Annotated in this window: 29 protein-coding genes; 27 read left to right on the top strand and 2 right to left on the bottom strand. The window is 46.1% G+C overall.

The window, feature by feature from the left end; translation table 11 throughout:
* Positions 1-178: 178 nt before the first annotated feature.
* The 14 genes from KJS57_RS25205 to KJS57_RS25140 all read left to right on the top strand — a co-directional run bounded on the left by KJS57_RS25205 (position 179) and on the right by KJS57_RS25140 (position 8,932).
* Complete coding sequence (locus KJS57_RS25205) at positions 179-1,027, top strand: copper amine oxidase N-terminal domain-containing protein (protein WP_211020282.1); 849 nt, start codon at positions 179-181, stop codon at positions 1,025-1,027.
* A gap of 221 nt (positions 1,028-1,248) precedes the next feature.
* Entirely contained in the window at positions 1,249-1,809 is a 561-nt protein-coding gene (locus KJS57_RS25200) for an ATP-binding protein (protein WP_211020283.1), read from the top strand.
* Between the two features lie 15 nt (positions 1,810-1,824).
* Complete coding sequence (locus KJS57_RS25195; protein ID WP_211020285.1) at positions 1,825-2,367, top strand: AAA family ATPase; 543 nt, start codon at positions 1,825-1,827, stop codon at positions 2,365-2,367.
* Between the two features lie 42 nt (positions 2,368-2,409).
* Positions 2,410-2,787, top strand: coding sequence for a VOC family protein (locus KJS57_RS25190; protein ID WP_211020286.1), 378 nt, complete (start codon positions 2,410-2,412; stop codon positions 2,785-2,787).
* Between the two features lie 15 nt (positions 2,788-2,802).
* A complete protein-coding gene (locus tag KJS57_RS25185) occupies positions 2,803-3,258 on the top strand; it encodes a RidA family protein (protein WP_211020287.1) in 456 nt (151 codons plus the stop codon).
* A 29-nt stretch (positions 3,259-3,287) separates the two neighbouring features.
* On the top strand, positions 3,288-3,956 hold the full coding sequence (locus KJS57_RS25180) for a zinc dependent phospholipase C family protein (protein WP_211020288.1): 669 nt from the start codon (positions 3,288-3,290) through the stop codon (positions 3,954-3,956).
* A 14-nt stretch (positions 3,957-3,970) separates the two neighbouring features.
* Positions 3,971-4,537 carry a hypothetical protein gene (locus KJS57_RS25175; RefSeq protein WP_213656751.1) on the top strand — a complete coding sequence of 189 codons (567 nt, stop codon included), beginning with the start codon at positions 3,971-3,973 and terminating at the stop codon, positions 4,535-4,537.
* Positions 4,534-4,950: a VanZ family protein gene (locus KJS57_RS25170; RefSeq protein WP_211020291.1), complete on the top strand. Its 417-nt coding sequence runs from the start codon at positions 4,534-4,536 to the stop codon at positions 4,948-4,950. The genes KJS57_RS25175 and KJS57_RS25170 overlap by 4 nt, the downstream gene beginning before the upstream one ends.
* A complete protein-coding gene (locus KJS57_RS25165) occupies positions 4,947-5,438 on the top strand; it encodes a GNAT family N-acetyltransferase (RefSeq protein WP_211020293.1) in 492 nt (163 codons plus the stop codon). The genes KJS57_RS25170 and KJS57_RS25165 overlap by 4 nt, the downstream gene beginning before the upstream one ends.
* Positions 5,439-5,489: 51 nt before the next feature.
* Positions 5,490-6,356, top strand: coding sequence for an aminoglycoside phosphotransferase family protein (locus KJS57_RS25160; protein WP_211020295.1), 867 nt, complete (start codon positions 5,490-5,492; stop codon positions 6,354-6,356).
* A 43-nt stretch (positions 6,357-6,399) separates the two neighbouring features.
* Positions 6,400-7,275 (top strand): alpha/beta fold hydrolase, encoded by an 876-nt coding sequence (locus tag KJS57_RS25155; protein WP_211020297.1) that lies wholly within the window; start codon positions 6,400-6,402, stop codon positions 7,273-7,275.
* A gap of 63 nt (positions 7,276-7,338) precedes the next feature.
* Positions 7,339-7,482 carry a hypothetical protein gene (locus KJS57_RS25150; protein WP_211020298.1) on the top strand — a complete coding sequence of 48 codons (144 nt, stop codon included), beginning with the start codon at positions 7,339-7,341 and terminating at the stop codon, positions 7,480-7,482.
* Positions 7,483-7,580: 98 nt separating this feature from the next.
* Entirely contained in the window at positions 7,581-8,375 is a 795-nt protein-coding gene (locus tag KJS57_RS25145; protein WP_213656750.1) for a hypothetical protein, read from the top strand.
* Between the two features lie 32 nt (positions 8,376-8,407).
* Complete coding sequence (locus KJS57_RS25140) at positions 8,408-8,932, top strand: DinB family protein (RefSeq protein ID WP_211020302.1); 525 nt, start codon at positions 8,408-8,410, stop codon at positions 8,930-8,932.
* A 67-nt stretch (positions 8,933-8,999) separates the two neighbouring features.
* On the opposite strand, the gene KJS57_RS25135 is transcribed toward KJS57_RS25140, so the two are convergent.
* Positions 9,000-9,662, bottom strand: coding sequence for an oxidoreductase (locus tag KJS57_RS25135; RefSeq protein ID WP_211020304.1), 663 nt, complete (start codon positions 9,660-9,662; stop codon positions 9,000-9,002).
* A gap of 327 nt (positions 9,663-9,989) precedes the next feature.
* Between KJS57_RS25135 and KJS57_RS25130 the strand changes: the two genes are divergently transcribed.
* From KJS57_RS25130 to KJS57_RS25080, 11 genes are all read left to right on the top strand, one after another.
* On the top strand, positions 9,990-13,664 hold the full coding sequence (locus KJS57_RS25130; protein WP_211020305.1) for a nitrate reductase subunit alpha: 3,675 nt from the start codon (positions 9,990-9,992) through the stop codon (positions 13,662-13,664).
* Positions 13,654-15,195: a nitrate reductase subunit beta gene (gene narH, locus KJS57_RS25125; RefSeq protein WP_211020306.1), complete on the top strand. Its 1,542-nt coding sequence runs from the start codon at positions 13,654-13,656 to the stop codon at positions 15,193-15,195. Before KJS57_RS25130 ends, narH begins: the two co-directional genes overlap by 11 nt.
* Positions 15,188-15,757 (top strand): nitrate reductase molybdenum cofactor assembly chaperone, encoded by a 570-nt coding sequence (narJ, locus tag KJS57_RS25120; RefSeq protein ID WP_211020307.1) that lies wholly within the window; start codon positions 15,188-15,190, stop codon positions 15,755-15,757. Before narH ends, narJ begins: the two co-directional genes overlap by 8 nt.
* The gene (narI, locus tag KJS57_RS25115) at positions 15,744-16,442 is read left to right on the top strand and encodes a respiratory nitrate reductase subunit gamma (protein ID WP_211020308.1); all 699 of its coding nucleotides are present in this window, start codon (positions 15,744-15,746) and stop codon (positions 16,440-16,442) included. The genes narJ and narI overlap by 14 nt, the downstream gene beginning before the upstream one ends.
* 26 nt (positions 16,443-16,468) lie before the next feature.
* Entirely contained in the window at positions 16,469-16,933 is a 465-nt protein-coding gene (locus KJS57_RS25110) for a GAF domain-containing protein (RefSeq protein ID WP_211020309.1), read from the top strand.
* Entirely contained in the window at positions 16,930-18,015 is a 1,086-nt protein-coding gene (locus KJS57_RS25105) for a sensor histidine kinase (protein WP_211020310.1), read from the top strand. Before KJS57_RS25110 ends, KJS57_RS25105 begins: the two co-directional genes overlap by 4 nt.
* A 25-nt stretch (positions 18,016-18,040) precedes the next feature.
* Positions 18,041-18,688, top strand: coding sequence for a response regulator (locus KJS57_RS25100; RefSeq protein WP_211020312.1), 648 nt, complete (start codon positions 18,041-18,043; stop codon positions 18,686-18,688).
* 21 nt (positions 18,689-18,709) lie between these two features.
* Positions 18,710-19,225 (top strand): hemerythrin domain-containing protein, encoded by a 516-nt coding sequence (locus tag KJS57_RS25095; RefSeq protein ID WP_211020314.1) that lies wholly within the window; start codon positions 18,710-18,712, stop codon positions 19,223-19,225.
* Positions 19,226-19,417: 192 nt separating this feature from the next.
* Complete coding sequence (locus KJS57_RS25090) at positions 19,418-20,923, top strand: nitrate/nitrite transporter (protein ID WP_213656749.1); 1,506 nt, start codon at positions 19,418-19,420, stop codon at positions 20,921-20,923.
* 84 nt (positions 20,924-21,007) lie between these two features.
* Positions 21,008-22,027 (top strand): GTP 3',8-cyclase MoaA, encoded by a 1,020-nt coding sequence (gene moaA / locus KJS57_RS25085; RefSeq protein ID WP_211020940.1) that lies wholly within the window; start codon positions 21,008-21,010, stop codon positions 22,025-22,027.
* Positions 22,028-22,052: 25 nt separating this feature from the next.
* The gene (locus tag KJS57_RS25080; protein ID WP_211020318.1) at positions 22,053-22,466 is read left to right on the top strand and encodes a hemerythrin domain-containing protein; all 414 of its coding nucleotides are present in this window, start codon (positions 22,053-22,055) and stop codon (positions 22,464-22,466) included.
* Between the two features lie 93 nt (positions 22,467-22,559).
* Here KJS57_RS25080 and KJS57_RS25075 read toward each other — a convergent pair whose 3' ends face one another.
* Positions 22,560-23,276 carry a YwiC-like family protein gene (locus KJS57_RS25075; RefSeq protein WP_213656748.1) on the bottom strand — a complete coding sequence of 239 codons (717 nt, stop codon included), beginning with the start codon at positions 23,274-23,276 and terminating at the stop codon, positions 22,560-22,562.
* A gap of 138 nt (positions 23,277-23,414) precedes the next feature.
* Here KJS57_RS25075 and KJS57_RS25070 point away from each other — a divergent pair, with 138 nt between their 5' ends.
* The gene (locus tag KJS57_RS25070) at positions 23,415-24,032 is read left to right on the top strand and encodes a DUF4241 domain-containing protein (RefSeq protein ID WP_213656747.1); all 618 of its coding nucleotides are present in this window, start codon (positions 23,415-23,417) and stop codon (positions 24,030-24,032) included.
* 106 nt (positions 24,033-24,138) lie between these two features.
* Complete coding sequence (locus KJS57_RS25065; RefSeq protein ID WP_211020325.1) at positions 24,139-24,861, top strand: YebC/PmpR family DNA-binding transcriptional regulator; 723 nt, start codon at positions 24,139-24,141, stop codon at positions 24,859-24,861.
* The last annotated feature ends 185 nt before the right edge of the window (positions 24,862-25,046 follow it).

The following is a 25,046-nucleotide window of genomic DNA, read 5'->3' as shown; positions in this document are numbered from 1 at the left end:
AAGAAACACATTAGTCGCAAACTGGCGTCGGTACTCTACCGGCGCCAGTTTATTTATTTTACGCTGTGGCTTGTCGTCGGTTATAAAAAAGTGCATATGCCTTTTGGCGGAACTTTTAATAGGTTGCGGGCGTCTAATAATTTGGACCAATTTCACCTAATAAAGGGAGTTGTATATCATGAAGAAGGTATTGTTGGGGGTTTTCTTTGTAATTCTTATAAGTATAACATCTACAACTACTTATGCAGCAGGCATTCAAATTAAAGTTGATGGAGTCGCCATTGCAACTGATGTGAAGCCTGAAATGAAGAACAATCGCACAATGGTGCCTCTACGGGTTATTAGTGAAAATTTAGGAGCTACTGTCAATTGGTCTAATTCTGAAGTTACTCTCACAAAAAGCAATATGAAAGTAATATTGAATATGAACAGCTCTATAGCAAAAAAGAACGGTGAAGAGATTGTTCTCGATGCAAAACCATACATTAAAAATAGTCGAATCATCGTTCCGCTTCGCTTTATCGCAGAGACGTTTGGAAGTAATGTCAGATACAGCAACTCTACAGTATCAATCGATACAAAGCCATTGGTCATCGATGGAGTAGAAGTAAAAGCACTTCAACAGGAATACCATATGACCATGGGAGGCGTAATACAGCAAATCAAAGGGAACGCGTATAACGAAGCAATTTACAATATTTTTGTAGAAAATAAAGGAAGTAAAGTCGAAGCTCCTGTAAATTATTCGTGGATGTATACTATGGACATTCCCGGAACTTATTATAAAGATGGTCAGTATGACTTTTTGGATCTGAAAGGTCAAAGCCTCAAGCGGTATGATATTTACACTTTAATTAAAGCTTTTCCCGAGGAAACTTTGGTGGGATATCCAGAAGTGTTAATTTATGATGGTACTGAAGAACAATGGTATTTATTTAGCGATACGGCAAGACAATCTATTCTTCAATTACTAGATAGCGCCGCAAAGAACGGTTTTTTATCAATCATTAGTAATACTGTCGCATAAAACGCGGCTAATGGTCCCACGATGTGACCACATTTGTATCAATAATAATGACAAAACGGCAGGCCAGAATTTGGTCTGCTATTTTATTATTAAATAGTTCAATTTATAAGGTTTTTTCTTTATATACTGTAAGGGTTGGTTGCCTTTTGGAGGAATATGGATACGGATTGACGAATGTAGAAGTTGAATGAACACGATCAATGATGAATGGAGAAAAATTAATGAAAAGGTTAGTCGTTATAACCGTCGGGAAAACCCATAGCGGAAAATCAACCTTTGCCCAAGCATTAGAACAGCAGTTGCACGAATCTCTTGTAATTGATCAGGATAACCATGCTGAATTTCTCGGCACTTATTACAGACGTTTGCTTCCTAAGCAAGGCCCTAACACAATCAAATACTCCATTACCCGAGCCATTGTTGATCACGCTGTTCGGCAAACGGACGCGCACCTTATCCTATGTAATTCTAATAGTTATGGTCAAGGTCGCTCGGAGTTACTGGAATATTTCCATAAGGAGGGTTTTATTAGCATCCTGGTCTATTTTGACTTGCCTGATCTAGTTCTTGAGGAACGGGTTGCTCACAGTCAGCGCAGTAAAACCATCTTCAGGGCAGCTTCAAGTTTCAAAGAAGTCCTCGATCGGCAACAATATGAATCTCTGAATAATCCTAACGTGACGGCACCGGCAGAAGGAGAAGCCAATCATTTATTGGTAATTAAGAATAGCGATGAAGTCAGAGAAATTATTCGAAAGATCGTTACCATCGCCAATAACTAGAAAGGACTTTATTCTATGCTTAAAAATCCATCAGGAATCATTTTAATCACAGGCATCATGGCTAGCGGAAAATCGACCGTTGCCCAGCTGCTTTCCGAGCGATTCGAAAAGTCGGTGCATGTCAGAGGAGATATTTTTCGGAGAATGGTCGTTAATGACAGAAGAGAAGTAAGCCCTGATGCGGAAAAGGACGAGCTGGAGCAGCTGTTGCTTCGATATCGTCTGGCCGCCCACACGGCGGATACTTATTTCGATTCGGGATTTACGGTTGTCGTTCAGGATGTCGTCGTGGGTCCCATGTTAAACGACTTTATTTCATTTATACAGAACCGTCCGCTATATGTCGTAGTTCTTTGCCCGGATGCTGGGGTAGTTGCCAAGCGAGAAGCGGACCGGTCGAAAAAAGGATACGGAATCTGGACCGTGGAAGCGCTGGATGAGCTGTTGCGAAACGAGACTCCTCGGCTTGGGATGTGGCTTGATTCCTCGGAACTCACCCCTGAAGAAACAGTGGATGAAATTTTGAAGAGATATCAAAATGAAGCGCTTGTTATGTAGCAGCTAGCATAATTCATTACTAATATGAAAGGGAGTACGAACATGAACAAGGGATTTATTTCTTGTTTGCAGATATTTCCGACCCCTGATTTGCACAGAACTGCCGACTACTATCATCGCCTAGGTTTTAGGTTGGTTCCCTACTTGGATTCTGTCGAGCCGCATATTTGCCTGTATCGGGATGCCATAGAAATCGTGTTGACTCAATCTCCAAATCCTTCAATTACTCCGAACAGAGCCATTCACGGATATGGTTATGATGCCTACTTCATTGCCGAAAACCAGGAAGAACTGGAGAAAGAGCTAATTGAATCGGGCGTCCAAATTGTCCGGCCTTTAGATATCACGGATTATAGCAACAAGGAATTCGTTTTTGAGGATATTGACGGCCGATGGATTGCCGTAGGAAACAAACAATAAAAAGGAGACGAGAAGATGGGTGCGATTGAATTAAAATTGGAGAGCTTAGGAATTGAACTTCCCCAAGCCAGCAGTCCGGCGGCCAAGTACGCTAACTACGTCATTGTGAATGGCTTGTTGTTTATGTCCGGAAAGGGCCCCGGCAGTCACGCCAAAGGTAAGCTTGGGCAAGAGTATACGACGGAGGAAGGCTATCAATTTGCACGGGAAGTTGGATTAGAGGTGCTTGCTGTTTTGAAGGATGCCCTTGGCACATTGGACAAAGTTAAGAGAGTAGTGAAAGTGCAAGGATTCGTCAATACGGTGCCCTTATTCGAAGAGCATCATAAAGTGCTGAACGGATTTTCAGACTTGATGTTCGAAATTTTTGAAGACAAAGGAAGCCATGCCAGATCCGTATTCGGGGCGGTTTCCGTGAGAGACAATCTGCCTATTATTGTTGACTCCATTTTCGAAGTCGAAGAGATCTAACCAAACGCTTAGCATTTGGAGGGGACAGTATGGCTACCTGGGTGACGCATTTTAGAATCGCTGAGAAATTAATAGATTTAGGGCTTGATGTAAGCCCTGAAGAATTCCTGGTAGGAAATATCGGACCGGATTGCGGGCTTGCAAACGAGGAAGGAATATTTTATCCGCCAAAAGAAATCACTCACTTCAAAGTCGACGGCAAAATAAACGCGGACCTGTTTTATCATCAATACATATTGAACAAAGAGCGTGATTTATCTAAGGAACAGCTGTCATTTTACTTGGGTTATTATTTTCATTTACTGACCGATTTGGAGTGGAGCAGTTTCTATAAACAAAAAAAGATTGAGCCTGCCTATCAAGACATCTTGGGAACTCCTGAATATTGGTACCTGGTCAAAAGAGACTGGTACGTTGTAGATTTCAAATATTTAAAAATGAATGAGCACAGCCTCTTCTTCTCCATCTTTCAAAATATTAAGTCATTTCCGGACCTCCTGGATATTTTTCCGCAGGGCCAGATCAATGAGCAGGTAAGACGGATTACACAATTTTATTTGTATACCGAGGTTCCTGACGATTACGAACTGGTATACCTGATGTTGAGTGACGTTGAAGATTTTGTTGAGTCTACCGTCACTGTGATCAAGGAAGTCTTAAATGCAAAGCAGGAGTTAATCCAGACGATTTTCCGTTAGTAAGGAGGAATAATGTGAATCAATCCTATGAAAAACAATCTATAGAAAATAACCCCATGGAGGCCTCGTACGATCGTCCCATGGGAGTGACCCTTTTAGCGATCTTGCTGGTATTCGGAGGTTTGGCAACGCTTGTTACCCAAATGATTGCATTTAATAATCTCAACGAAACAGCCTCTTTAATAGGCGTATCCGGGTATTTTTTTCAAGGAGCTATGGCTTTTTTAGGTCTGCTTGGCGTAACGGCCGGGGTAGGAACCTGGCTCGGGAAAAAGTGGGGCTGGTGGCTGGCACTATTCTATTTTGCCTATGCTGTAATTCGAAATATCAACGTCATCATTTCTATAACGAGTATGTTAGAGCTGTATGCAGGAGCCTATGACGTATTAATACCAGCTTATTTAAAATATGGAGTAAGAATTATCTGGAATGGAGCGCTGCTCGTCTACTTGTGCGGAGAAACAGTTACCACCTTTTTTAAGAATGAGGCGGTTAAAAAGTGGAAGGCTCTGCTGATCGTCTTCGGTATTTGCGTGTTCATTTACATTATTGGAACGGTATTCAATGGATTGGTAGTATGAAGAAAAGCACATTAATCTCAATGGTGCTACTCATCGGTTATACCTTTTTACTGACTTACTGGATGATTTGGGGTTTTGGAAGAGGCGTGCAAGCAGACTATATGTATAACTTGAGACCTTTCCTTACGATCGGCAGTTATTTAAGAATTGATGATGTGGGCACTAAAACCTGGGTTATCAATCTCATCGGAAATATAGGTGTGTTCGTTCCTTTCGGCGTTTTGATTCCGCTGATTTGGGGAGGACGCTTATTAAAAGGATGGGTCTTGTTTATCGTAGGGGTGTTTGTTTTGGAGATGACTCAGTTGCTATCAAGGAGAGGAAGCTTTGATATCGATGATTTTATTCTAAACTCCTTTGGATTTTTGATCGGATATGGAGTATATGTTGGGTTGAAAAGGAGAGCGGAATGAGTGACTGTATCAATTTATACTTAGTTCAAAGTAAATCCGATCTGTTGAAGTTTTGGGGTTTGTTCAATACATACATCAATGAGCTGTCTCGCAACATTTCCATAGGAGATGAGTTTGACCGGGAATATTTTTATTCGGATGAATATAGGGATGCAGTGGAGAAGTTAAGAACAAGGGCTGTTAATCCTTTAAGGATATATCTCATAGAAACGAGTGGGTTTGTTGGCTTCTGTATGTATGTTACCTATTTCGATGAGCAAGGAAAATGCTTTTTGATGGAATATTATATGGAGCCGGCATACCGTAATCTGGGGTTTGGCAAAATGGCTTATATACAGATTGAACAATACATAAAAAAAGAGGGCGCCGCGTTCATTGAGCTAACTCCTACAAATGAAGCAAATCATAGATTTTGGAGCGGTTTAGGGTTCGAGATCACCGGGGAAATGGATGAAGACCATAAGTACTTTTATAGAAAAAATCTATGAATTTAACGATCTTGAACTGTCTGAAATACGAACGAAATGAGTTGAAGACCCATGACGGATGATAGTTTCAAAGGTATTACCTGGAGGGGGAGATGCGGCGACTTCCATACTCTTATTTCGGAAGCGGAACCAAAACAAATATCTCCTATGCCGAGCGGTCTGGAGGCCGACGTATACAAGATCAGCACAACGACTGCTGATTTGGTGTTAAAGGTGTGGAACAGAGACTCTAAGCCGGACATTGCCATGCAATATGAGCTGTTGCAAGGGATATTTAATCAGGGAATTCCCGTTTCAGAGCCACTAGGCTGGGGGATTAACTCCGATAATAACCAGGTGTTATTAACCGGTTACGGCGGCACACCTGTAGCTAAATTGAACAAATTGAAACTTGAAACGCTGGCCGACATTTTAATAGGAATTCATAGTGTCCCGATTGAGTCGGTAGCTTCGCTGGATGCCTTGCCGAGATATCATTTCGTAAGCTATTTCTTTCCTAGTATTGACGGACATGCAGATATAAAAGAAGTATTACTTCCGTTAGTGGAGGATTCGCAAGTGGGTCAGCATCGACTGATTCATGGGGATTTCAATCTAGGAAATATACTTGAACTGAATGGGAAATTCACCATTATCGACTGGACAAATATCCAACTTGGCGATCCAAGATATGATGCCGCGTGGTCGGTTTTTTTGATGCGGATTTATGCAAGCGAAAGGTATGGCTCATTGTACAGATCCTTCCTTTTAGCGAAGAATACTTACTTGGATGAGGACCTGGAGAGATTTGAAGCCATAGCTTGCCTGCGATGGATCCTGCTGAACAGAATTGCGGGATTGCCAAAGGGGAAGAATACGCTATCCGTGATAAGGGCTATTATCAAGAACAATGTCTATTTGGATGAAAAGCTGCTCTGAGATTTTGTATATAGTAAGGAATTAGTTGAAAGGAATGAAAATCATGAAAAGGTACAAGTCTAGGCAAGGTGAAGAACTGATCTTTACAAGCTATGACAGGCTGCTGCTGACCTGGGGCGTTGATTATGAACAAAGAGATATCCAAACTGTCTATGGAAGCACCCATGTCATCACGGCCGGTTCACCAAATAATCCTGCGTTAGTGCTATTTCATGGGACGGCGGATAATTCGGCTATGATGTGGGTTTATAATATTCGCGAGCTTGCGGAAAACTATTACGTCATTGCTGTAGATGCGGTCGGAGGATCGGGCAAAAGTGAGCCTAACGAGCTGTACTATCGTAAATTTGATCAGACAGCTTGGATCGATGAATTGTTAAAGGCTTTAGCCCTGAAATTAGTCCATATAGCCGGCGTTTCCTATGGAGCTTATTTGGCTTATCACTATGCCATAATGAGACCCGATAACGTGCAAAAAGTGGTGTGCATGGCGGGGAGAATTCCAGGGAGTCAGTTTGAAGTCATGAGTAAGATGATGATGGCGTTCATGCCGGAAGCGCTGTTTCCGTCGGAAGCAAATTGTAAGCGATTGTTAAGGAAACTGAGCGGACCACATTATACCGTTTTTGAAAATAACGAAGAGTTAATGAAGCATTGGTATTATCTGCTCAAATATTTTAATAACAAATCAATGATGCAGCACGGGATAACGATCTTTGACGGCGAGCAAATGAATTTGATCCGGAAGAAAGCCTTGTTTTTAATAGGAGATCAAGATATATTAAGCAATTATCCGAAGGCCATCCAAAGGCTGAACCAATACCAACTGAATTATAAAATTATTAAAGAAGCAGGTCACGCGATCAATCACGAGCAAGCGGAGTTAATAAACCGGGAGATCATTCATCATCTAAACTAGTGGCTTTTGTGTAAATTAGATTCAGTGAAGCCGAAGGTTGAAATTTGAAAAGGAGCGGCTGAATTGGAGAATACAAAATTTTGCATGGGGTTTGGAGACACCAACGTAGGCACAAACTCGAATGAAACGGATTTGGTACTGAATTTCATAAAAGTGGAGGAATTCGACCAAGACGTGGAAGAAGTGTTTTGGTGTACTTATTGCTAATGAGATCAGCGGAAAGATGTATAGTTATGTAAGAGTAAAAAATCACAATCATCTTAATACACATTTACAAAAAGATTCTTGAAGGGATTTGTATACATATGGGGCTCGATGCTTATGTGGAATGTAATTGCCTGAAGGAGGGAAAAGCAAAACCGCCCCCTTTTGACATTAGCTTAGTGGAATGGACGGATGAGGGGATCGATGTATCGCCTACAGTAGATGACGAAACTTATTACTTGTTTGTGAACTGGCGGAAGCATGCCTGTGAGCATGAGAATTTCAAGTATTATCATAACAGAGTGGCCAATATTGCCGGGAGCAACTTCTTGTTTGGTGTTATGCAGAGATTGGGACGCGAAGATTACCCACTGTTAAACTCGATATGGAATAAACCTGTGGATGCCGTTCAGGCGGGTAAGGCTCTAGAGGAATTGAATACTTTGGAATCAAAGATCAACGTACTTCAAGGGGTTTTTCTTGTGGAATCCCAATCGCAGAAGGAATATGTAAAGGCTCTGCCTGGTGATGACAATTGGTTCTACGCCGCAGGCAGCGAGTATACTTACCGGTTGAATGAGAGAGGTTTCTATATCTTAGACCGGAATAGCCGTGAGTTATTTCGTTCCATGGCGTTCTCCCAGGAAGTGATCGATTCGCAAGAGGAAGGCCGTGCGCACCTGTTGGTGAGGTTTCAAGATTACGTTACGGGATACATTCATGAAGCGTCACATCCCTTCAGCACAAAGACCTGGGGAGTGGACCTGCTCTATTATCCCACCTCTTTGCAGGTCGGTATCAGGGAGCTTATGAGCTCCGATCTTCCCTCGGTTGAAGTATTAAGAGAACTGTTCGAGGCTTCCCTCACGACGGGAAATCCGATCATATGGACGTAAATAATTCAAACTAAAAACTGGAGGCGTACGAAATGATGAATATGGATCAAATCTATCTGATTACCGATATACCCGGGTATTCACCACAAATAAGTCGGTTGATATCTATGATGAATTATGCGAGACACACAACCCTTGCAGCGACCAAGGATTTAACCGTAGCTCAACTGGATTATTTGATGGATGCGGAGAGCAACTCGATCGGTTCATTACTGTTGCACTTTGCGGCTGTTGAATATGCCTATCAAGCTGAAACCTTTGAAGGAAGGGATCTAACGGAAGAAGAGTTAAGTGTATGGGGGCCGGCTTTAAGTTTGGGTGACGCAGGTCGGGAGCAGATCAAAGGGAATGACTTAAACTACTACTTACAACAAATGAATACGGTTCGAGCCAGAACCCTGGAATTATTCAAGACCGTAGGTGACGATTGGCTAAGCAAAGAAGAACCCTTCTGGCATGACAAGCCGACAAATTACTATTTCATGTGGTTTCACGTCTTTGAAGATGAAATTAACCATAGAGGGCAAATCAGATTGATTAAAAAGAGATTTAAATAATAGTCGATAGAATTAAAGGTCGCTCTGAAACGTTAATATGCAAATGGGGGAGACAACATTAAAGAAGTTATAAAGATGTCATCTGCTCCCATTTGTAGATATGCTCGCCTTTCCGGCTACGGATCGCAGTCCGGTACATTGCTTCTGCAATTTTCCGTGCTTGGATAGGTTTGTATTTGTTTAACTTTCCGATAAAAAGAGGTGAGAATACCGGACTCAACACAGCCGAAACCTTCTCTCCAAAGCGGAATTCATTTCTTTTGCCAAGAATCAGAGATGGCCGGAAAATATGTAAAGAGGGGAGCTGTAATTGGCTCAAGGCCGCTTCAATTTCTCCCTTGACCCGACTATAAAAAATAGAGGACTGGGGATCTGCTCCGATAGCAGACACAATTAGAAATTGCTGAGCTCCTTGCTTCGCGGACAATTTGGCCGCCTGAAGGGGATACTCAAAGTCAACTTTCCTAAAAGCCTCTTGCGAACCGGCCTTTTTTATCGTTGTCCCCAAGCAGCAGAACACATCATTTACCGCAAACTCATCCTCATAATTGTTCAATTCATCAAAATTCACCAGACATTGTGTAAGCTTGGGATGGTCGATGGATATTGGCGTACGAACCAACACCTTTACTTTCTCATATTCGTCGGACTCCAATAAAAGCTGCAAAAGCTCGTTTCCCACTAGTCCAGTTGCACCTACGATAAGTGCGCTGCGATTCTCCACATTCATTGTATATGCCGCCCCTACATCATATTTATTCAAGTATATCACAGTCTGAAATACACAGGATGTCTATGTGTCCGCCGCCGCCAATTCGAATGGAAAGACCGTCCTATTAGTTAAAATTTAAACTAATTACAAATAATAGTAGATTCAAGCCCGGAAAATGGTCGACATTTTTTGGGCTTTTTTGTGAACAGGGATTTTAAGGGGATCATGAGGGAATTCCCTTATGGGAAGTAAGGAAGAACACTTTCATACTGTAAGTAGAAGAATGAAGGCAATTGGATTCCCCTCTAATGAATTCATTCTAGGAAGAAGGAGTGATCACTTCGCATGAAAAAGAGATCAGGTCTAAAGTTTTTTAAACCTATTGAGAGTTATTCGGGAAACTGGTCGATTCTTGAAGAAAAAAGCCGGGAATGGGAGAACATGTACCGCGGCCGCTGGTCCCACGATAAAGTGGTGCGCACGACGCACGGCGTGAACTGCACCGGATCTTGCAGCTGGAAAGTGTTCGTTAAAAACGGAATTATCACTTGGGAGAATCAACAAATCGATTATCCGTCCTGCGGACCGGATATGCCGGAATTCGAACCTCGCGGTTGCCCGAGAGGAGCGTCGTTCTCCTGGTATGAATACAGTCCGCTTCGGGTGAAATACCCTTATATGCGCGGCCGTCTGTTGCGGCTGTGGAAAGATGCCTTGGCTAGACATGATAACCCGGTCGATGCTTGGGCAAGCATTGTCGAGGATCCTGAAGCCTCTAAGTCGTATAAACAAGCTCGCGGTAAAGGCGGCCATGTCCGGGTGACTTGGGAAGTAGCATCCAAGTTAATCTCGGCGCAACTGATCTATACCATTAGAAAATATGGACCGGACCGTATTGCCGGATTTACACCGATCCCGGCTATGTCGATGATCAGCTACGCTTCGGGAGCACGCTTCATCTCCTTGCTGGGCGGCGAAATGCTTAGTTTCTACGACTGGTATGCGGATTTGCCGCCGGCTTCCCCGCAAATCTGGGGCGAGCAAACCGATGTTCCGGAATCGTCCGACTGGTACAACTCGGGCTATCTGATCATGTGGGGCTCCAATGTTCCGTTGACCCGGACACCGGACGCGCACTTCATGACAGAGGTCCGGTACAAGGGAACGAAGGTCGTATCCGTTGCTCCCGACCATGCCGAGAACGTGAAGTTTGCGGACAACTGGCTTGCACCTCACCCGGGAACCGATGCGGCGATCGCTCAAGCGATGACGCATGTCATTCTGGATGAGTTCTACATGCAGCGCCAGGAGTCGATGTTTATCGACTATGCCAAGCAGTATACCGATATGCCTTTCCTCATTATGCTGGAACCGCATGAAGGCAAATACAAGGCAGGCCGATTCCTGCGAGCGAGCGATCTGGGAAATACCTCTGAGCACGCAGAATGGAAGCCGGTTATCTATGATGAAGCGGCTGGAGAAGTGATCGTCCCTAACGGAACGATGGGCCAACGCTGGGAGAAAGACACGAAATGGAACCTGATCCTTGAACGGGAGGATGGAACCCCGATCAAGCCGGCTCTCTCCGTGGAACATCACGGTGCGGAATGGACAGAGATCGTGTTCCCTTATTTTGACGCCAACGGAAACGGAACGTTCAACCGGTCAATCCCGGTGAAGACGATCACCCTGGCTGACGGAAGTACCCGTCTCGCAGCTACCGTATTCGATTTGATGCTCAGCCAATACGGTGTGAAGCGGATCGACAGCGGTTTGGAAGCGAAGGGGTACGACGATGCAGATTCCCATTACACGCCAGCTTGGCAGGAAAAAGTAACGGGTGTCAAGGCTTCGCTGGTCGTGCAAATCGCCCGCGAATTTGCCCAAAACTCGCTGGATACCGGCGGACGTTCGATGATCATCATGGGCGCGGGGATCAATCACTGGTTCAACAGCGATACCATCTACCGTTCCATCTTGAACCTGGTGGTATTGACGGCATCGCAAGGTGTGAATGGCGGCGGTTGGGCTCACTACGTAGGCCAGGAAAAATGCCGTCCGATCGAAGGCTGGTCCTCGATTGCGTTCGCTAAAGACTGGCAAGGTGCGCCGCGTCAGCAAAATGCGACCTCGTTCTTCTATTTTGCGACGGATCAATGGAAATACGAAGAAATGAACAATGAATCGCTCAAATCGCCTACAGGCGGTGAGATCAAATATAGCCATCCGGCGGATTACAACGTACTTGCGGCGCGGCTTGGCTGGTTGCCATCATACCCGCAGTTCAACAAGAGCAGCTTGGCATTTGCGGAAGAAGCGGCGGCCAAAGGTCAAACGACCAATGCCGAAATCATTCAGCATGCCTATGAGCAAGTCGTATCCGGCGAAACGAAATTTGCGGTAGAAGACCCGGATGCACCTGAGAACTTCCCGCGTTCCTTGTTCGTTTGGCGCTCAAATCTGATTTCGAGTTCGGCCAAAGGCCAAGAATTCTTCATGAAGCATTTGCTTGGAACTCATAACGGACTGTTGTCGACGCCGAATGAGGAAGAGAAGCCGGAGGAACTGGTTTGGCGCGATGACGTGGAAGGGAAGCTGGATCTGTTAGTCGCTCTCGATTTCCGGATGACGGCTACCCCAATGTACGCCGATATCGTACTGCCGGCAGCAACCTGGTATGAAAAGGTGGATCTGTCCTCCACGGATATGCATCCATTCGTCCATCCATTTAACCCGGCGATCGATCCGCTTTGGGAATCCAGATCGGACTGGGATATCTACCGGACGCTGGCGCAAACCTTCTCGGAAATGGCGAAGGATCATTTGCCGGGCGTGTACAAGGACATTGTGTCTTCACCGCTGGGCCATGACTCTATCGCAGAAATTTCGCAACCGTTCGGCCAGGTCAAGGACTGGAAGAAGGGCGAAGTGGAGCCGGTCCTCGGTAAAACGATGCCGAACTTCTCCATCGTGGAGCGGGATTATAGTCAAATTTACAATAAATACGTAACGCTCGGCCCGAATCTGGAAACCGGAAAAGTCGGTGCGCACGGCGTCTCGTTCCCGGTTCATGAAGAATACGAAGAGTTGAAAAAGATCAACGGCACGTATTTCGACGAATCGATCAAAAACGGACGTCCGAAGCTTCACACCGCGAAGCAAGCGGCCAATGCGGTACTGCATATTTCCTCGGCGACGAACGGGAAAGTGTCGCAGCGGGCATGGGAAGCCGCCGAACAAGATACGGGCGTGGCGTTAAAAGACATTTCGGCCGATCGTGCCGCTGAACGGATTACATTCGCAAGCATTACGGCCCAGCCGCGCGAAGTAATCCCTACGCCGGTATTCAGCGGCTCTAATAAATCGGGACGCAGATATTCACCGTTCACGACGAATATCGAGCGGCTGGTACCGTTCAGAACCTTGACGGGTCGCCAGCATTTCTATCTGGATCATGAAATCTTTATGCAATACGGCGAGGCCCTGCCGGTGTATAAACCGACGTTGCCGCCAATGGTATTCGGTCCGCGCGACAAGCAGATTACCGGAGGCAAAGACACCTTGGTGCTTCGTTACCTGACGCCGCACGGCAAATGGAACATTCACAGCACGTACCAGGATAATCTGCACATGCTCACCTTGTTCCGGGGAGGCCCGACCGTCTGGATGAGTCCGGAGGATGCGGAACCGTATCAAATCAATGATAACGATTGGGTCGAAGTATATAACCGAAATGGCGTCGTAACCGCAAGAGCCGTAGTCAGCCACAAAATGCCAAAAGGAACCATGTTCATGTACCATGCTCAGGATAAACACATCAATGTTCCGGGCTCGGAAATTACGAAAGAACGCGGGGGCAGCCACAATGCTCCGACGAGAATCCATTTGAAACCGACGCAAATGGTCGGCGGTTATGCCCAGTTGAGTTACGGATTTAACTATTACGGCCCGATTGGCAACCAGAGAGACGTATACGTAGCCGTCCGCAAAATGAAGGAGGTCGACTGGCTTGAAGATTAAAGCACAAATCGCCATGGTGATGAACCTGGATAAATGCATCGGCTGCCATACTTGCAGCGTGACCTGCAAGAGCACCTGGACCAACCGCGAAGGCGCCGAATATATGTGGTTCAACAACGTAGAAACCAAGCCGGGGATCGGCTATCCGAAGCGCTGGGAGGACCAGGAGCAGTACAAAGGCGGATGGACGCTCCGCAAAGGGAAATTGGAGCTGAAGGCAGGGACCAAGCTGTCCAAAATCGCGCTCGGTAAAATTTTCTACAACCCGGATATGCCGGAAATGAAGGATTACTATGAGCCTTGGACATATGACTATGAGAAGCTGACCAACTCCGGCGAGAAGAAACATCAGCCCGTCGCGCGACCTAAATCGGTCGTCAGCGGCGAGACGATGGATCTCGACTGGGGTCCAAACTGGGAAGACGATCTGGCCGGCGGACATATTACCGGTCCCAAGGATCCGAACATCGAGAAGATCGAAGAAGAGATCAAATTCAACTTTGAGCAATCCTTTATGATGTACCTGCCGCGTCTGTGCGAGCACTGCCTCAACCCGAGCTGCGTTGCTTCTTGTCCGTCGGGCGCCATGTACAAACGGGATGAGGACGGAATCGTCCTCGTCGACCAGGAAGCTTGCCGCGGATGGCGGTACTGCATGACCGGCTGCCCTTACAAGAAAGTTTATTTTAACTGGAAAACAAACAAAGCCGAAAAATGTACATTCTGCTTCCCAAGAATTGAAGCTGGATTGCCAACAGTTTGCTCCGAGACTTGCACAGGCAGAATCCGTTACCTGGGCGTGCTGCTCTATGATGCCGATAAGGTTCTCGATGCGGCTTCCACGCCGGACGAGAAAGATCTGTACAAGGCACAATGCGATCTCTTCCTGGATCCGAACGATCCGGCGGTCATCGAACAAGCGCGCAAAGACGGCCTTTCCGAAGAATGGATCGAAGCTGCTCAAAATTCGCCGGTATACAAACTCGCGATTGAGTATAAATTGGCTTTCCCGCTTCACCCGGAATACCGGACACTGCCTATGGTATGGTACGTACCGCCGCTTAGCCCGATCATGAGCCATTTTGAAGGCAAGGATTCCATCCAGAATCCGGACATGATCTTCCCGGCTATTGAGGAAATGAGAACACCGATCCAATACTTGGCCAACATGCTGACTGCAGGCGACACCAAGACGGTCAAGGAAGCTCTGCAACGTATGGCGATGATGCGTCAGTATCAGCGGGCTCAATTCTCGAAGAAGCCATTTGATGATAGCCGTTTGGAAAGAGTCGGCTTAACTGCGCATCAAATTGAAGAGATGTACCGTTTGCTCGCCATAGCCAAATACGAGGATCGCTTCGTAATCCCGACTTCGCATAAAGAAGGATATATGGACCCGTACCGTGCCCAAGGCATGGAAGGCTTCGGCATGGACTGCGATGGTTGCGGACCGGCTTCACCGAAGCCAAGCGCCAAGAGCGGTAGAGAGCAGTACGAAGAAAACTTTTATGGAGGGATCTGGCGTGATTGATCTGGTAAAGCTTACCGAATACAAGGAAGCCTTCGGCTTTTTTGCACGGCAATTGGCCTATCCCGATAAACAAGCTTTTTCGGAAATGACAATGGATGGGGCACTAGCCCCTTCCATTGATTCTCTGATCGACACTTACCGGGAAGAAATGCAGAAGCTCAGTATGGATGAAATCGAGGAATTGTATGTGCAAACCTTCGATTTCCAGAAAGCGTCGACCTTGTATATGACATTCGCCAAATACGAGGACAGCAAAGAGCGGGGCAACATGCTAACTGCTCTGAAGGCGATCTATGAAATGTTCGGATTGAATATTTCGGATACGGAATTGCCAGATTATTTGCCCTTGATGTGCGAGTTTCTATATGCGGCGGAATGGCCGGACAACGAACATGCCGAAGCGAGCATTAATACTTTGGTGAACATTGTGGAAGACGGAAGCTATGGTCTGATGAAATCTTTAGAGAAGTATAACAGCCCGTACTTTTACTTGGTAAAAGCATTAAGAGAAACGTTCAAACTATGTCTCCGGAAGGAGGTCGAGATTCATGAACATGATTGATCAATTTGCTTGGGTTATTTTCCCTTATCTATGCGTTGCCGTATTTATCGTGGGACACATCTTCAGATATCGTTACGATCAATTTAACTGGACCGCCAAATCCAGCGAATTTATTGAGAAGAAGCAGTTGATGTTAGGCAGCCTGCTGTTTCATATCGGCATTATTCCCGTTATTATGGGTCATGTCGCCGGTTTAGGGATTCCGAAGGAATGGATGAACGCCATCGGGGTCAACGAGCATTTGTACCACCTTGGCGCGATGTACGGCGGAGGACTGTTCGGGGTGATCACGTTTGCGGGAATGCTGATCCTTACTTCGCGTCGAATTACGAAGCGGACCATCCGTAAATTAAGCTCGACATCCGATCTGATCGTGAATGCATTATTGTTGTTCATTGTGTTTATGGGAGTATATTCCACCTTTGTTACTAACAATGTTCAACCGGATTTCGATTACCGTGACACGATTTCTATCTGGTTCAGAAACCTGTTCCTGTTCAAACCTGAAGCCGCTTTGATGGTTGATGTTCCGCTAAGTTTTAAAATTCACATTATTACAGGATTTCTTATTTTTGCCTTTTGGCCGTTTACGCGCTTGGTTCATGTATGGAGTGTCCCCTTGAATTATGCCCGGAGAAGCTATATTCTTTATAGAAAGAATCGCGGACAATCAGCACGGCATTAAGGAGTTCAAGTTAGGGAGACATTAAAATGAGTCAATCTTCCAATCAATACCAGATGAAAATAGATCAATTGAGAGAACAACTGGGCTATGACTTCGTTTCGCTCGCTTTTGCACAATCCGCCAGCGATGGATTTGTCATTACATGGCAGTTTGCTTCCGGCAACCTGAACAACCGGTATAAGCGGATTGTGCTCCAGTCGGGCAAAGGGATCGCAGGGCTTGTTTTTAAAACGGGCAAACCTATGCTGGTATCCAATGTGAAGGAAGAGTTGAGTCCTCAAGATCTGTTCAACGACTATCCCATCATTATTTCAGAACGTTTGAACAGTCTTGCAGCCATTCCTTTGTATCAACTGGATCGGGTCGAGGGCGTGCTGCTGGCCGGATTCCGGGAAGGCAAGACCGTGACGAAGAATAATTTCCGGCAATTGTACGATTCCCTGAAGGGACAATTCGGAGATTTTCGGATAAAGGAGTCGACATTCCGATGATCCAGCCATCTGCCAAGGTCACGACCGAGCTTTTGCTGAAAATGTACGAGAAAAGCTCGGATGCGATCCTCTTTTTTGATGAAAACAATAACGTGATTGCAATGAACGAGGCGGCTTTAAGCATCATCGACCCGGGCATGCTGACACAAATCGGCTCCGGCGAGTCCAACTCCTTCTGTTTTACTTGCCGGGGCTATACTAGCGATGATGAGCTGATGTCTTGTCTGAATTGCTATTTGTCCAATTCAACGAAAGACTTCTCTTCTTTTCAGGTATTCCTGGAGACGAAGGATCGGGGAGTTATTCCGTATTCCGCTAACTTTCAAGAGATTGAAGTGGAATCGGGCATCCGGGTGCTCATGCTTCGCGACTTAACGAATCAGTTGCTGACCCAGGAAAGTTTAAACCGGAACACCATGATGAAGAGCATTATCAAAGCGCAGGAAGACGAGCGAAAACGCATTTCCCGCGAGCTGCATGACAGCGTCGCCCAGGAGATTCTCAGTTCGCTCGTGGATCTGCGCGTGCTTAAGTATTTGAATGTCCAGGACGATGCGCTTCAGAAGATTCAACAAACCGAGGCTTCATTAACCCGGCTGCTTGATCAGATACGCAATCTGTCCGTGGAGCTTCGCCCGGCGTCCCTTGATGATTTGGGCTTGGAGGCCGCATTCCGGTCTCATTTTAAATGGGTCCAGAAAAATTACGGGGTAATCGTCCACTTTACGGCGGAATTAAATGGGGTTCGCTTTAACAGCGAAATTGAAACCGTAGTTTATCGGATATGCCAGGAATCCTTATTGAACGCGTTGAAATATGCGGATGTTGACGAAGTTTCGGTGCGGTTATTCGAATCGGAGCAGATGCTGGAAATGCTAGTGATGGACCAGGGCGAAGGTTTTAATGTCAATATGCGGGATCCTAAGGGAACGGGGCTTGGCCTGTACGGAATGAAAGAGCGTGCCGAACTGGTGAACGGAGAGCTGACGATTACCTCTGAAATCGGCAAGGGCACGACCGTGCATTTGCAAATTCCGACCGGGACTGCGTCCTCGAATCGTAAATGGCAAGCGTCTGAATGAATCCGATAGATGGGGAGGATAACAAGTGAAAATCGTGATCGCAGATGATCATGCGGTGGTGAGAAGCGGCTTCGCCATGATTATTAACTTTCAAGATGATATGGAAGTCGTAGCCACTGCCGCGGATGGGATAGAAGCTTATAAGATGGTTTCAAAGCATAGGCCGGACATCCTTCTGATGGATTTAAGCATGCCTCCCGGAGAAAGCGGACTCATCGCAACCGCTAAAATTAACGAGGATTTCCCGGAAACGAAAATTCTGATCCTTACGATGTATGATGACGAAGAGTATTTATTTCATGTACTTAAAAACGGGGCGCGTGGGTATGTCTTGAAAAATTCACCGGACGAACAGCTGGTTTCCGCCATCCGTATGGTTCACCAAGGCGGGATTTATATTCATCCCCAAATCGCGACCTCGCTTGTTCGGGAATTTATCAACAAGGATCAGCGGGTGGACGAGAGCAATCCTTACCAGCTTCTGTCGACGCGCGAAATTGAAATTTTGCCGCTGGTCGCCAAAGGATACGGGAACAAGGAAATCGCGGAGATGCTGCATATTTCCGTGAAAACCGTCGAAGCCCATAAAGCCAAACTGATGGATAAATTGAATCTGAAGACGAGACCTGAGCTCGTAGAATATGCACTCAAAAAAAAGCTGCTTGATTTTTAGCGGAAGAGGGTTACAGCAAACATGGAGAACGATAAGCTGATGAACTCAGTCCCGGCCATGCGCATTCTTGAAAATGAGCATCACTATTTGTCTCATTTAATGAATGAGTGGCATTCGATCGTGCTGAACATCCAAAATGACCGGTATACCGAGGAACAAGCCGGGCCGGAATTTGCAAGACTGCGCCAGCTCCTGACCGATTTTAAAGAGCCGTTGGCACAGCACACAAAGAAAGAAGAGACTTATTTCTTTCCTCTCTTAGGACGCCATATCGGTTATGAACAAGGCCCTATTATGTCTATCGAGAACGAACACGAAGAAATTGTCGCCTACATTGATCACTTTCTTCACCATTCCGACGGTGAATTTTCGCTGGCCCAAATGAAGCAAATTACACGGGATGCAGGGGAAGCTTTTGAAATCCTGACCGTACACTTTGTGAAGGAAGAATCGGTCCTGTTCCCCATGACAGCACGGGTTGTGAAGAAAGAGGAGCAGGAACGGCTGTTTGAGGAAATGCACACATTGATCGTGTAAACGAAGATGAATATGATTGGATAAGCCCTGGATCATCGGAGATGATTTGGGGCTTTTTTGTGACCATAGGGATTTCAGGAATCCGATTAGGGGAGTTCCCTATGCGGTTAGGGGGAATGTCTGCGATACAATACGGGTGGGGAATCTAGAATTGTGTCATTCATTAATATGGAAAAGAAAAGGTGATGTCGCTTGATTAAAAAAATGCAGTTACCGTTACAAACCTTGAATCTTATTACAGGATTCGCAGTGTGGGTCATCATTTCATCTCTGCTGCCTTTCATGAGCGAGGATATTCACATTCCCGCCAGCCAAACGGCCATCATCACGGCGATCCCGGTCGTACTAGGTTCCGTGCTGCGTATCCCGCTCGGCTATCTCGCCAACATCATCGGCGCTCGTCTGGTATTTTTAATTAGCTTTATTCTGCTGTTGTTTCCTGTATATTATATTAGTGAAGCTAATTCATCCGTAGATTTGATTATCGGCGGATTGTTCTTGGGGATCGGCGGAGCTATCTTCTCGGTAGGCGTTACTTCTTTGCCGAAGTATTACCCGAAGGAACGTCATGGTTTGGTCAACGGGATTTATGGCTTGGGAAATATAGGGACTGCGGTAACCACTTTCTCCGCTCCCCTGATTGCCAATCATTTCGGTTGGGAGACCACGATTAAATTCTATCTCATTTTGCTGATCGTATTTGCTGCTTTGAACTTCTTGTGGGGTGACCGGAAAGAACCTAAAGTAAAAACCTCCATGATCGATCAAATCAAAGGCGTTTATAAAAATGAAAAATTGTGGCTATTCTCGCTGCTGTATTTTATAACATTCGGTTCGTTCGTGGCGTTTACGGTGTATTTGCCTAACTTCCTCGTTACGAACTTTGAACTCACTAAAGTTGACGCAGGCATTAGAACTGCCGGATTTATCGCACTTGCTACATTCTTACGTCCCGTTGGCGGATGGCTCGCCGACCGTTTTAATTCTTTATTCTTGCTTGTCGGCGTGTTCTCTCTGTTCACTGTCGCGGCAATCGTATTGGCCTTTTCGCCGACAATCGCGCTTTATACTGTAGGATGCTTGGCGATTGCTGTCAGTGCCGGTATTGGCAATGGCGTCATTTTTAAACTGGTTCCGCAATATTTTAATAAACAGGCCGGGATTGTCAACGGGATCGTCTCGATGATGGGTGGGCTTGGCGGATTTTTCCCTCCGCTCATGCTCTCGCTGATTCACTCCATGACTGGACAATACTCGATCGGGTTCATGCTTCTGTCCCAAGTGGCGCTGGCGAGCTTGATCCTCGTCATTTGGATGGTTTATCAAGATAAACTGAGTATTTCCGCGGAAGTGTTCAACTGCACCGGACAAGGGATTCTGGTTACGGATCAAAAAGGAACGATTACGGCGATCAATCCTGCCTTTACGGCTTTGACCGGTTTCTCGGAAGAGGAAGCGATTGGACAAAAGCCGAACATTTTGAGAGCGAATAAACAGTCGGCCGATTTTTATAAAATCATGTGGAAGAGCATCAAAGAAAATGGCATGTGGCAGGGCGAAATTTGGAACCGCCGCAAAAATGGAGAGCTTTATCTGCAATGGCTTAACATTAGCGCAGTAAAAGACGAGACCGGTGAGGACGTCCGTTATGTAGGAGCATTTTCGGAATTGACCGACAACCGGAGAAAAAGTGGTTAATAGATAAGATAAGTAATTCATCTTATATAGAACGGATAGGGGAAAAGTAAGGGATCACGCTAGCGAAAGGAACTATATATCATGATGACGTCGAAGACCAAGTTACTTGACCAACTTCAAAGACCTCTGCGCGATTTGCGGATCTCGGTTACGGACCGTTGCAACTTCCGGTGTACCTATTGTATGCCGAAGGAGATTTTCGGGGATGATTACGCGTTTCTGCCCAAGAATGAGCTGTTATCCTACGAGGAGATCAGCCGGATGGTTGAAATCTTCGTCTCGTTGGGTGTGAAAAAAATCAGGCTAACGGGCGGAGAACCGTTATTGCGCAGTGATCTGCGGGAGCTTGTCAAGAAGATCGCCTCGATCGACGGGGTCGAGGACTTGGCGTTGACGACGAACGGCTTACTGCTGCACCGGTACGGAAAAGAACTGTTCGATGCGGGTTTAAGACGGCTGAATATTAGCCTGGATGCACTTGATCCCAAGCTGTTTGGAACGATGAACGGAAGAGGAATCGAGCCTGCCAGAATCCTTGAAAATATTGATTATGCGGCTCGCCTCGGTTTTGAAGTGAAAGTGAATATGGTCGTGCAAAAAGGGATGAATGATCAAGAGATCATTCCTATGGCCGAATATTTTAAAGACCGGAATATCACGCTCCGTATGATCGAATTCATGGACGTGGGCAATGACAACGGTTGGAGCTATGACAAGGTCGTAACGAAAAAAGAGATGTTACAAAAGCTTGGCGAAATGTACGAGTTAAAGCCGGTTGATCAAGCTTATTTCGGAGAAGTGGCTAAATACTACCGGTATGATGACAGCACGGCCAAGCTGGGCTTCATCACCTCAGTGTCCGAATCATTCTGCTCCAGCTGTACCCGGGCCAGATTGTCTTCGGAAGGAAAGCTGTTCACTTGTCTTTTTGCAACCGAAGGCTTTGATCTGCGGGCGCTGCTGCGCAGCGGGGCAACCAATGAAGAGATTACGGATGCGATCAGAAACGTGTGGGAGCGCCGAACCGATCGGTATTCGGATGAGCGGACGGAATACACCGCGAAGCATCGCAATAAAATCGGGATGTCCTATATAGGCGGTTAAACCCGATAACGAAAGGAAGATCAGGATGGCAGTCGGACCTTCGCTACGGCAATTACATGCCCATAAGGCTATTCATAACGGAGGAATGGCGGGTGCGGTATCGAAAACGGATCAAGTTCTTGAATGTCTGGAGAATGGCGATACCGAGCTTGCAAATGCACTTGCGGATGACCTGCTCCAATATTGGGAGAATCGAATTATCGGTCATGCCGATGCGGAAGAGGAAGGGTTTTACCGGGAGATTGTTAAGGGAAATGCCTACATGCAGGAGACGATTACAAAACTGACCCGAGATCATGACTTGCTCCGAATTATCGTTGCGGATATTCATCAGCTGCGGCAATCGGAGGGACTAAGCCCGGAAGTGCTGCATAAGCTCCAGTCGCTGATCGTGGTGAATGAGATTCATAGCCGGGATGAGGAGCGTTTACTGTTTTAAGTCCGATATAATAACTTGCACTAACTTAAAAGGTTCCTACCTTGCATCTAAGATGCTGGATAGGAACCTTTTTTTGTTGCGTAGATCTGTAGATTAGAAGACGGACAAGGCCGTGATGGCCATAATTAAGGAAAAGGCGATTTCGAGCATACCGCTTCTCTTGACGGTAATTTTAGTCCGCGGAAACCATATCGCTCTAAGGAGCAGCAAGAATAGCGGAATTAAGATTCCCGGAGGAAATAGGATGAGTGCAATAGCTATGGAGACAACATGATAACCGATAGAGAACCGGTAAAAGGCTACGTTGTTTTTTTCGCGGATAATAGTTTTTACATAAAAAATAGTGCCGGTAAAATATAGGATGCTAAGTCCAAACAATTCAGTGGCCAGTGTCCAGTTGTCGCCACCGCCGACATGATAAGCGACAAACACGATGAGACTGAACTGGATGACGGCCGCGAGATCGTTCAGAAAAGCGCGCTCGCGCTTCTTCTTCGCATAGTAGCAGTTTACGATGAAGAGCGGAATGAACCAGGGGATCCATTTCCATAGCTCCGGCCGGGCCAGAAGCAAACTTACCGCAACCGGGATCAGCATTCCTCCGTAAAGCAGCATGGGCTTGCCGTATACCTGCAATTTCTGGGTCCGGATCCATTGCAGGAACGGGAATGAAAACAAGTAAACAAGCAGCCAGCCTAGAAACAATAATCCATGCACCCCATTCGGTTTGGCCGCAAACATGCCGAACAGGAAAGGAATCAGAAGCATAGCCCATGCCCCGTGCTGGTTGGGAATATAGCCTTTTTTCATCGGGAAAATCCTCACTTTCGCACTTTGAACATACATCTATAATTTTACCTTGTCAGATAAGCTAACCCTAGTGATGGTGGTCACTCCAAAAGGATTTGTTTATAATTAACAAATAGAGATAAATAGGAGGGCTACTGCATGTCCAAGCTGCTAGACCACATCATGTCAATGGAACAAAAGGACGTGATTAAACCTGAAACACTTGCGCATCTGACCGTGGTAACGGGTGAACTTATAGCGTGCGATCCTTTGGTTCCGCATACGGAGTCTTTTTCCAGAACTATTTCACCGGGTGTATACCCCGTTGTGGCCTGGTGGCTTCAAGAAGAGCAAGCCATTGCTGCCGTTGAATTAAGACTGTCGGAGACGCGGCCTGTTCGCTGGGAGATGGCAACCCGTCCGGGTCAGGACATTGGCGATTTGGAGGATGGATACATATTCGGATATCCGGTAGATACAGGGCTGGGATGCTTTGCCGATGCGAAAGCCATAGCCCAAATGGAAGAATTAGAGGAACGATTGGCTCGTGAGTTGGGCGATCAGTTTATCAGCTTTTACGATAACAAAGTGGAATTTATACTGGAGGAGAATGACGATAACTGGGGTGACCTCGTCTTGAATACCGAGGAAGGATTGAATGTAGTGATGTTTCGTTCCGGGTTTGGAGACGGATATTACGCATCCTATTGGGGATTCAGCGCGGGAGGAGAGGTGGTATCGCTGGTTACTGACTTTGGCCTCTTCCCGGTTCTTTAAGTTCACTCTTAGAAACTACATATTTTCCCGGGTTCAGTAGTTTTTTCATCGGGCGATATGGTGCTATAATAGATAACGTAAATTTTATAAAGAAAGCAGGTACACCATGGGTCGTAAATGGAACAATATTAAAGAAAAGAAAGCTTCGAAAGATGCGAATACTAGCCGGATCTATGCTAAATTCGGCGTGGAAATTTATGTAGCGGCCAAAAAAGGCGAGCCGGATCCCGAGTCCAACCGCGCTTTGAAAGTCGTGCTTGAGCGTGCCAAGACCTACAATGTGCCAAAAGCGATTATCGACCGTGCTTTAGACAAAGCCAAGGGCAGCGCGGAAGAAACTTACGAAGAACTTCGTTACGAAGGCTTCGGACCGAACGGTTCCATGGTTATAGTCGATACCTTGACGAATAACGTCAACCGCACAGCCTCTGCTGTTCGCTCCGCATTCAACAAGAATGGCGGCAATATGGGCGTGAGCGGTTCTGTGGCGTACATGTTCGATGCGACGGCAGTTATCGGCGTGGCGAACAAGACGCTGGATGAAGTGTTCGAGCTCATGATGGAATCGGATGTTGAAGTCCGCGATATCGTGGAAGAAGAAGAGAACATCATCGTCTACGCAGAGCCGGATCAATTCCATGAGGTTCAGGAAGCTTTCAAACAAGCGGGGATCACGGAGTTTACCGTTGCCGAATTGACGATGCTTGCCCAGAACTACATCGCACTTCCGGAGGATTCCGTGCCGCAGTTCGAGAAGCTGATCGATGCGCTCGAGGACTTGGAGGATGTGCAGCAAGTTTATCATAATGTGGAGTTTGAAGAAGAATAATAACTTGAATACGATGGAGTTATTCAACATGGAAGCCGCTGAAATGCGGCTTTTTTTGTTTGTCTGCGTGCCCAGCTAAGCACGCATCTTCTAGCCGGTGAAAGTCCGGTCGCGGGAGGAGCCAAGTCCCCGCGTAGCTAGGATACTTGCGTACGGCGAGATCTGTGCGTAAAAGCGTATCGACA

The sequence above is a fragment of the Paenibacillus vini genome (genome assembly GCF_018403325.1).
In the GTDB taxonomy this organism is placed as follows: domain Bacteria; phylum Bacillota; class Bacilli; order Paenibacillales; family Paenibacillaceae; genus Fontibacillus; species Fontibacillus vini.
This window is presented reverse-complemented; position numbering and strand designations above follow the sequence as displayed.

Bases quoted from the DNA above. Each gene is read 5' to 3' on its own strand.
- KJS57_RS25205 (WP_211020282.1), top strand. From the start codon at position 179: ATGAAGAAGGTATTGTTGGGGGTTTTCTTTGTAATTCTTATAAGTATA.
- KJS57_RS25200 (WP_211020283.1), top strand. From the start codon at position 1,249: ATGAAAAGGTTAGTCGTTATAACCGTCGGGAAAACCCATAGCGGAAAA.
- KJS57_RS25195 (WP_211020285.1), top strand. From the start codon at position 1,825: ATGCTTAAAAATCCATCAGGAATCATTTTAATCACAGGCATCATGGCT.
- KJS57_RS25190 (WP_211020286.1), top strand. From the start codon at position 2,410: ATGAACAAGGGATTTATTTCTTGTTTGCAGATATTTCCGACCCCTGAT.
- KJS57_RS25185 (WP_211020287.1), top strand. From the start codon at position 2,803: ATGGGTGCGATTGAATTAAAATTGGAGAGCTTAGGAATTGAACTTCCC.
- KJS57_RS25180 (WP_211020288.1), top strand. From the start codon at position 3,288: ATGGCTACCTGGGTGACGCATTTTAGAATCGCTGAGAAATTAATAGAT.
- KJS57_RS25170 (WP_211020291.1), top strand. From the start codon at position 4,534: ATGAAGAAAAGCACATTAATCTCAATGGTGCTACTCATCGGTTATACC.
- KJS57_RS25165 (WP_211020293.1), top strand. From the start codon at position 4,947: ATGAGTGACTGTATCAATTTATACTTAGTTCAAAGTAAATCCGATCTG.
- KJS57_RS25160 (WP_211020295.1), top strand. From the start codon at position 5,490: ATGACGGATGATAGTTTCAAAGGTATTACCTGGAGGGGGAGATGCGGC.
- KJS57_RS25155 (WP_211020297.1), top strand. From the start codon at position 6,400: ATGAAAAGGTACAAGTCTAGGCAAGGTGAAGAACTGATCTTTACAAGC.
- KJS57_RS25145 (WP_213656750.1), top strand. From the start codon at position 7,581: ATGGGGCTCGATGCTTATGTGGAATGTAATTGCCTGAAGGAGGGAAAA.
- KJS57_RS25140 (WP_211020302.1), top strand. From the start codon at position 8,408: ATGATGAATATGGATCAAATCTATCTGATTACCGATATACCCGGGTAT.
- KJS57_RS25135 (WP_211020304.1), bottom strand. From the start codon at position 9,662: ATGAATGTGGAGAATCGCAGCGCACTTATCGTAGGTGCAACTGGACTA.
- KJS57_RS25130 (WP_211020305.1), top strand. From the start codon at position 9,990: ATGAAAAAGAGATCAGGTCTAAAGTTTTTTAAACCTATTGAGAGTTAT.
- narI (WP_211020308.1), top strand. From the start codon at position 15,744: ATGAACATGATTGATCAATTTGCTTGGGTTATTTTCCCTTATCTATGC.
- KJS57_RS25110 (WP_211020309.1), top strand. From the start codon at position 16,469: ATGAGTCAATCTTCCAATCAATACCAGATGAAAATAGATCAATTGAGA.
- KJS57_RS25105 (WP_211020310.1), top strand. From the start codon at position 16,930: ATGATCCAGCCATCTGCCAAGGTCACGACCGAGCTTTTGCTGAAAATG.
- KJS57_RS25095 (WP_211020314.1), top strand. From the start codon at position 18,710: ATGGAGAACGATAAGCTGATGAACTCAGTCCCGGCCATGCGCATTCTT.
- moaA (WP_211020940.1), top strand. From the start codon at position 21,008: ATGACGTCGAAGACCAAGTTACTTGACCAACTTCAAAGACCTCTGCGC.
- KJS57_RS25080 (WP_211020318.1), top strand. From the start codon at position 22,053: ATGGCAGTCGGACCTTCGCTACGGCAATTACATGCCCATAAGGCTATT.
- KJS57_RS25075 (WP_213656748.1), bottom strand. From the start codon at position 23,276: ATGAAAAAAGGCTATATTCCCAACCAGCACGGGGCATGGGCTATGCTT.
- KJS57_RS25070 (WP_213656747.1), top strand. From the start codon at position 23,415: ATGTCCAAGCTGCTAGACCACATCATGTCAATGGAACAAAAGGACGTG.
- KJS57_RS25065 (WP_211020325.1), top strand. From the start codon at position 24,139: ATGGGTCGTAAATGGAACAATATTAAAGAAAAGAAAGCTTCGAAAGAT.